This is a genomic window from Nocardia takedensis NBRC 100417 (assembly GCF_000308695.1).
Lineage (GTDB): Bacteria > Actinomycetota > Actinomycetes > Mycobacteriales > Mycobacteriaceae > Nocardia > Nocardia takedensis.
Map to the genome: position 1 here is coordinate 1 of NZ_BAGG01000218.1, position 7,233 is coordinate 7,233.

Sequence of the window (7,233 nt, forward strand, 5' to 3'; positions counted from 1 at the left end):
CAAACTGCCGGTGACCGCGACCGGCCGGCCGTTGATCGTGGTGCAGGCCGCCGCCTCCACCGTGCCGGTGTGGCCGGTTAGCACGGCGCGTTCTGTGCCGGTGTCCAGATCCCATACCCGCACCGTGTCATCCCCGCCTCCGGTGACCGCGACGGGCCGGCCGTTGATGCTGGTGCAGGCCGCCGCCAGCACCAGGTTGTTGTGGCCGGTGAGCACGGCGCGTTGGGCGTGGTGGACATGGCTGCCGTCGGCCCAGCGGACCTGCCATTCCAAGCCGCGGTTGAGTTCGCGCTGTTGCTCGGCGGCGGTGAAGCGTGCGGCGTCGACCGCCAAGATCTGGCGGCGGCGTAGTGGTGGAAGGTTTCGGTGTATGTCGGCCGAGCTGCGGTAGATCGCCCGAATCAGCAGTGTGGTCTGGGTAGCGGCGGTGGGCAGTGCGCCGAGCAGCGGGCCGGGCCGGGCGTGGGTGAGGTAGTCCATGTCGGTGACGAGGTTGTCGATGAGTCCGGCGTGGGTGGCGTGGGTGGCGAGGTGGGTCAGGGTGTAGGGGTGGGCGCGGGCCCAGTCGCGGCGGCCGTCGCCGTCGATGGGGACGAGGCCGCGCAGGACCCGGTAGAAGGCGGTGTGGACGGTGTGGGGGTCGGTGTGTTGGGTGAGGTGTTCGGCGAGGGCTTGGTGGTAGAGCCGGTAGGCCGAGCGTCCGTTCTCGGTGGCCTCGACCACATACGATCCGGCGGTGCGGTGCAGCCAGATCAGGTCGTGGTCGGTGTAGTCGACGCCCGCCAGCGCGGAGGCCAGCGCGGCCCACAAGTCCTCCCAGGGCAGGCCCTGCCCTTGTGCGAACGCCAAGGGCAGCAACAAGTCCCGCGCCGTGTCTGCCTTCTCCCGCAGGCGGGTGTCGAGGTCGTCGCGCATGGCGTCGCCGGGCAGTGTCGGCAGGCTGGCCCGCCACGCGGGGTCGGTGGGGTCGGGGAGTGTGGGGGTGGCCGCGAGGGTGGCGGCGACGATGCGGGCGACGAGGAAGCAGCGGTGTGCTTGTTCGGCGACCGCCGCGGCGACCGCCCGGACCGTGTCCGGGGGTTGGGTGGGGTAGATGCTGTCGGGGTCGGCGTCGCGGAGCCCGCGCACGGTGTAGGCGGTCAACGCCTCGAGGTCGGCGTAGCGGTCGGCGTCCAGATCGACACTCCGCTCACGATCGGTGCCGAGTTCTTCGAGCAGGTACGGGCGGGTTCCGACCAGCAGCCGCACGTGCCGGGAGGCGTGAACGATCAACGGGCGCAGCAACTCTTGCACGAGAGCGTGCGGGACGGCGGCTTCGTCGAGACCGTCGATCAGCACGGTCAACATCGTGGCGCGTGTGGCGAGGCCGTCGGCGAGTGCGCCCGGGGTGTCCGCGGCGGGGATGCGGGCGGCCGCGGCGATACCGTCACGGACCTGGTCGATGGTGAGTCCTTGGGCGTAGATCGTCACGTCGATGGTCCCGGGTGGGGCGATCGCGTCGGCGGGTAGGCCGATGCTGTGGATCGGGACGGTGCGCCGGTGGACGGGATGGTCGAGGGTGGCGATCAACCCAAGGACAGCGGTTTTCCCGGATCCCGGGTCGCCGGTGACCGCGAGCAGCGGCCGGGCGGGGTCGGGGGTGCGTAGCCAGTCGGCGATGTCGGTCAGGGCGGTGTGGCGGCCGCAGAACCACCAGCCCCGCTGGTCCTGGTTGCCTTTCGCTCGCACCAGCAGTCGGGTGCGAAACTCGACCTCGCGCAGTTCGGCGTGTACCGCCCATTCGCGTTCCTGGCGCAGGATCCGATCCACCTCGAACACCGGCTCCTCACTCGAGGGCGGTGGTGCGGGCTCGGCGCGGTGGTCCTCGGGTGCTGGTCGGTCGGCGGGGCGGTCCGGTTCGGCGGGGCGGTCCGTGTGGGCGGCGTTGTTCCGCCAGGTGTCCCACTGGCGTGGGATGTGGCGGTCGAACCGACGCCCGGCCAGGCGGTGCAGGACGGCGAGCACGAGTGCGAACCTCGCGCCGTCGCGTGGGATCGTGCGCGGCGTCTGCTTCTCGGCGAGCCAACCCTTGATCGTCGAGGCCGACACGACCGGGCCATGGGTGGTGGCGCGGATCTCGGCGGCGATCCTGGCCGCGCTCGGGTGGTGTGCGGCGGCGTGCAGGGCCTCGAGCTGGGTGACGTAGTGCCGGTACGCGTCGTGTCGTGGACCGCTCACCGCCGCCGCTGCCCGTTCCCGCGGGCGGGCGGCGCGAGGCGGCTCGTGGCGAGTCGCAGCGAGTCGCGAACCTGTATCCCCTGCATACGAGCACTTTAACCGGACATAGGAATGGTTGCGGGGCTTCGGATTTGCTGAGCTGGACTCAACACATCCACCACCGAACCGAAACGGGAGCATCCGATGTCCACCACCACCAAGACCCTGCTGTTCGTCGGGATCGCGCTGGGCGCGGTCATCGTCGGACTCGGCGCCGGGATCCTCGCCGAAGTCGACGGCGCCACCCTGGCCGCGGCGATCCGCGCCGGGGTGATCGGCTTCGGCGCCACGCTCACCCTGGCCCTGGCCGCCCTCGTCGCCTACAAGACCCTGTAGCAGTCCCCGGGCTCCGCATCGACCACGTGCCGCGCCGACCCACCCCGGGGAGGCGCGGCACAGTCGTGTCCGCCCCGGCCGCCCACGCTCGGTTCTGTCGGACGCGACGACGGGCGCGAGGAGACCAGCGGGGGAGTGAGTGACTGCGCGGTGAAGGAGGCGGGGGTGTTTCGGAGTCCGGTGGGGATCGCGTGGTGGTTTCGGGTTGTCGTACCGCGGCGGCATGATCTGCCTCGAGCCCGCAACGTCGACGAAGGGAGTGCACGGTATGAGCGAGGGCGTCGAGCAGCTGGGTCTGGATTTCGAGGTCGAACAGAGCGCCTGGGGCAGATGGGTGGATCCGCGGCGACGAGCCGCGCGGGCACGGGAGTTCATGAACGCCGCCGGCTTGGCGGAGATACCGGACCAGCCGTGGCCGCCGGACTGGCCCGAGACCCCGCGCCTGGACGCCTATCTGGCCGGACTGTTCCCGGACCTGGCCACCGCGATGGCTCCGCAGAACTGCCGGTTCGCTGACGCGTTCATCTGTTTCATGGGCGAATGCTTCATCCGGTACGCGGGGGCGCGGTGGGTCGAGTATCCGTGGTTCGGTCGCGGTCGTTCGTTCTACGACGAGGTCAATCCCGCGCTCGAGATCGACGACGCGGACGAAGACGTGTTCACCGCATGGGGGCACATGCGCGACATGATCGGACATCACACCGGCGGTTGGGGCGGCATGTTCGCCTACTTCGCCGAAAGTCTGATCGAGTACCGCGGCGACCACCTGGACAAGCGTCTCCACGACCCCGCCCGGTGAGCCGACCCACGACATCCCCAGCGTCGTAGTCACCCCGCGGTTCACGGGGGACTGCCTCGCGCGGCCCCGCACCCACGGGGACCCCGCCCCACACGGCTGATGTGTTCCGCACGGGTGCTGGTGGTCCTGATCCTCAGCCGGGCACGCCGGGCACGCGCCCGCTCGCGACCCCTCACCGCCGTCGGCGACCGGACCCAGGGATGTGGTCACCGCCAAAGATATTCCGCCACAATGAGTCCAGGTGAGCGCGACGGTCGACCAGGTGACAGATACCCTGATCTCGTTCGTCGTGGCGACCCCGGAATGGGTCACGGGGTTCGAGGCTCGCGTGCTTCGGTACGACTGTTTCGGAGGTGTGGTGTGGTCGACGTCGACGGGCTGCTCAGGGCAGACCACCTGCTCGCGGTGAGTTTCGAGCCCGGCAGCGATGTCGTCGACGGTGAGGTCGTCGTCGGCGACTACACCGCTCGCCTCTGGGATCGATATGGGAATATCGCCGCGATCGGTACCGGTGACAGCATCACCGACGCCATCGCCGACCTGCGGCCTTTCACCGTCCCCGTGCCGGAGCCGATCCGCGACAACGAGCCTCCGTTCTAGCGACCGGCCAGCGCGTCACCGCGCTGCGTGGGCCGGCCACTCGGCGGACGCGACATCGGCCGCCCCGGTAGTGTCGCCGTGCATGGCCACGCCCGAGATCGAGCAGGCGACGACTTTCACCGCCACCATCGGAGCCACGCCGGTCATCATCGTGCTGCCCCGGTTGCGCGCTGTGCACATCGCGGAGTCCGGCGGCCTGGTCACCGGCGACGCCTGGACCACCGCGCTGCTCGCCCACGGCGCGCGACCGATGCGCGACACCGACTTCCGCGGCGAACCCGCGTCGGACTGGACGGTCACCCTCGGTCCGGGCATGGCCACGGCACGGATCAGCGGCCCGCCCGGACTCGGCGAGATCTACGACGGCGAGCTGCACGCCGACACGGGCTGGTGTGAGCGGGTGGCGGGCATGCACCACCTCGGCATGGGCCTGGTCGTCATCAGCGGCGCCGCCGAGTCGATGACCGCGGACGGCGCGTTGGAGATGATGGAGGCCGAGCGTGCGGTGTGGGTGAGGGCCACGACCGCCGTGGAGTGGCCCTCACCGCGGCCGTGACCACAGTGGTGCCTGCCGCGGGCGCCCCCGCCGGCTGGAGGTCGGCGCGGTGGCTGCGTACGGCGGCGTAGTGGTGCGGCGGGGGACCGGTCACCGCCTCGGGCGACGCCGGGTGCCCGCGTGATCCACCACACCCCGCCCTGGCGAAATAGGACCGCGGGCGCGTTGGTTGAATGAGGATGTCGGCGTCCGGACAGCCCCGGGCCTCACCCCATTTGTCGCTGCGAGCGACCACCCGCCGAGAGGCGCTTGTGGGACGTCGACCCCAACCCTCACGGCCCCGTCGAGCTTTCCGCTCGACGGGGCCGTTTCGGTGTCCGTACCCCGGTCACCGCACTCGCGGGCCGGGCACGCGAGCCGACCTGGCAGTCGCAGCGCGGTCGAGCGACCTCGAACGGGGTGTATCCGGCTGCTGTGCAATCGTGGTGTCGTGATCGAGACCGTGGTGGTGAGACCGGTGCGGGGCGCACCGTCGGCCCCGCTGCGTGAACTTCTCGCGGCGCTCGACGCTCGCCACCCCCTGCGCGACACCGTCTTCGCGGCGCCGCATCGCCTCGAGCGCGCCGACGACCGGCGCGGGGTACGGCTCGTGGCCGGCCGCGACGGAGTGCTGGTCGGGTTCCTTCACGGAATACCGTGCACCGGACACATCGCCCTCGTCGGCGCGCTGGTCGAAGGCCAGGGGATCGGCACTGCCCTGGTCGAGGAATTCCTGCGGCTGGCCCACGCCGCCGGCACGGTGTTGGCCTCTGTCGTGCTCGACAGCGAACCCGGAGGTCGGTGGCGACGGCGAATGTTCTTCGAAGCTCGCGGATTCGTCAGCACGGCGGGCAGCGCGCTGCACTTCGCCCGCCCGGTGTGACGGCCGCGGCCGGACCGGGGACCGGGACCGTGTGTGTTCGGGTGGCGACAGTTCCACGGGACCTCGCGTGTAAGCTCACGTCGGTCGGGTCGGAGCCACTCACACGGTCGGGGTGTCGTGAGCAAGTTCTACGTGGTCTATCCCGAATGTCCGGCCGGTTTCGAGGGCGTCGAGTGGGACACCAGTTTCGTTCCACCACGCCCGGCCTCGGCTCATCTGCTGTTCGACGCACCGCTGTTCTCCGACCTGGTGACCTCCCACGCGGGTGTGTATGCGGTCACCCTCGCTCTTGCGGATGATCTGGCGGCGACGGAGTTGACCGGGTTCGCGTTCGTCCCGCTCACCGGCGAGCTCTCCTCCTATGTCGAGGCGGGCCGTGAGTTCGAGATCCCGGCCCTGCGCGCACTGGTCATCACCAGCCCCGCCCTCGCCGCCGACTTCGGCCTGAAAGGCCGCAAGCGACTGGTCCTGTCCCAGCGCGCTGTCGATTTCCTGACCACGCGGGACCCGGTCTTCGGCAAATATGTGATGGACGTGCTGTAGCACGACATTCGAGGCAAACCCCGCCCCGAACCAACAACCACCCAACTCTGTGCCCGCGTCGGCGATGGCGATAGGACGGTGCCCGGCTGCTCGCCGGCCGGTCCGAACTCGCCCGCCCACGCCGGGCGCAAAGAACTCCACGGGCGAAGACGCGTCAGACTCCGCGGGTTCGCAATCCTTCTGCTGTGGCGTCGATTTCGCTGTGGCGGGTCGGAGTGGGCGATCCCGCCGCACCGCGAGCACCGCCCGTACCACGCGAAGCCCGCGCGTTGACTCGTGCAGCCCGCGCCCGCGTCGCCGCCCGAGGTCTGCCGTATCAGTAGGCGCGCGCGGAGGTGATCGAGATCAACGTCCTCGCCGAGACCGACGGCGCGAGTTTCTGAGGCCAGGCTGAGTACGACGACCCGCGCAACGAACTGTTGTGCCGACGGTGTGGTTGGACAGTGGGATGGTCTGCCAACCGGGCGGAGTTGCGTCGGATGCGACATCTTGGCGGAGCGAATCGACGTTCCCGGCCGGCCCATTTGGTCCTCGCCGATGGTGTCGCGCACCTGGACCTCGTCGGTGCGAACCCCGACTGGTGGTAGCGTGCGAGTGGCCGCGACCAGGTGCATCGGTGGGGCCATCCACGGCCCACGGCCCACGTCGCTCGTCGTTCGACATGCTCGGGACCGCGCGGGTGGTTACCGCTGTACCGCGCGGGTTTCGGGTTCTGGTTGGGGCGGTGTGAGGACCGCTATGTCGCTGCCGAACCCGACAACGATGCCTCCGTCCCAACATGCCACAGCGCGTGGTGGCGCTGGGCAGTCGATCACCGCGAGCACGGTCTGTGTTCTCGGATCCCATACCCGCAGCGTCCGATCATCGCTGACGGTGGCGACCACGGTTCGACCGTCGACGGTCAGACACGCCACCGTCGACACCCATCCGGTGTGACCGGCGAGGACCGCAGATACTCCGAAGACCGGAGAGGTTCGTGCCCGACGGAACCACCGGAATCTGGAGGACCTGACCCGTTTGGTGGCTGCACCGAGATCCCATATCCCCACCGAGCCGTCGCCACTGCCGGTGATGGTGACGGGTCGGCCGTCGATCTCGGTGCACGCCACCGCGTACACCACGCTGGTGTGTCCGGTGAGGTGGGCGAGTTGTTGTCCGGTGGTCAGGTCCCAGTACCCGCACCGAGTTGTCGTCGCCGGCGGTGATGGTGACGGGTCGGCCGTCGAGGTGGGTGCACGCCACCGCGCGCACCCAGCTGGTGTGTCCGGTGAGGTGGGCGAG

8 protein-coding genes are annotated in these 7,233 nt (G+C 70.0%); 6 read left to right on the plus strand and 2 right to left on the minus strand.

Going from position 1 to position 7,233, the window contains the following annotated elements; translation table 11 throughout:
* A partial coding sequence (locus tag ON30_RS28230; RefSeq protein ID WP_218006317.1) for a WD40 repeat domain-containing protein occupies nucleotides 1-2,217 on the minus strand: 2,217 nt, incomplete at its 3' end.
* A gap of 183 nt (nucleotides 2,218-2,400) precedes the next feature.
* On the opposite strand from ON30_RS28230, the gene ON30_RS28235 reads away from it, so the two are divergent.
* The 6 genes from ON30_RS28235 to ON30_RS28260 all read left to right on the plus strand — a co-directional run bounded on the left by ON30_RS28235 (nucleotide 2,401) and on the right by ON30_RS28260 (nucleotide 5,952).
* Nucleotides 2,401-2,592, plus strand: coding sequence for a hypothetical protein (locus ON30_RS28235; RefSeq protein ID WP_040712123.1), 192 nt, complete (start codon nucleotides 2,401-2,403; stop codon nucleotides 2,590-2,592).
* Between the two features lie 268 nt (nucleotides 2,593-2,860).
* The gene (locus ON30_RS28240) at nucleotides 2,861-3,391 is read left to right on the plus strand and encodes a hypothetical protein (RefSeq protein WP_040712126.1); all 531 of its coding nucleotides are present in this window, start codon (nucleotides 2,861-2,863) and stop codon (nucleotides 3,389-3,391) included.
* Between the two features lie 360 nt (nucleotides 3,392-3,751).
* Entirely contained in the window at nucleotides 3,752-3,991 is a 240-nt protein-coding gene (locus ON30_RS28245) for a hypothetical protein (protein WP_040712129.1), read from the plus strand.
* Between the two features lie 82 nt (nucleotides 3,992-4,073).
* A complete protein-coding gene (locus tag ON30_RS28250; protein ID WP_040712131.1) occupies nucleotides 4,074-4,547 on the plus strand; it encodes a hypothetical protein in 474 nt (157 codons plus the stop codon).
* A gap of 430 nt (nucleotides 4,548-4,977) precedes the next feature.
* On the plus strand, nucleotides 4,978-5,409 hold the full coding sequence (locus ON30_RS28255; protein WP_040712132.1) for a GNAT family N-acetyltransferase: 432 nt from the start codon (nucleotides 4,978-4,980) through the stop codon (nucleotides 5,407-5,409).
* A gap of 117 nt (nucleotides 5,410-5,526) precedes the next feature.
* Nucleotides 5,527-5,952 (plus strand): hypothetical protein, encoded by a 426-nt coding sequence (locus tag ON30_RS28260; protein ID WP_040712134.1) that lies wholly within the window; start codon nucleotides 5,527-5,529, stop codon nucleotides 5,950-5,952.
* A 683-nt stretch (nucleotides 5,953-6,635) separates the two neighbouring features.
* On the opposite strand, the gene ON30_RS42395 is transcribed toward ON30_RS28260, so the two are convergent.
* The gene (locus ON30_RS42395; RefSeq protein ID WP_373282646.1) at nucleotides 6,636-7,118 is read right to left on the minus strand and encodes a WD40 repeat domain-containing protein; all 483 of its coding nucleotides are present in this window, start codon (nucleotides 7,116-7,118) and stop codon (nucleotides 6,636-6,638) included.
* Nucleotides 7,119-7,233 lie beyond the last annotated feature (115 nt).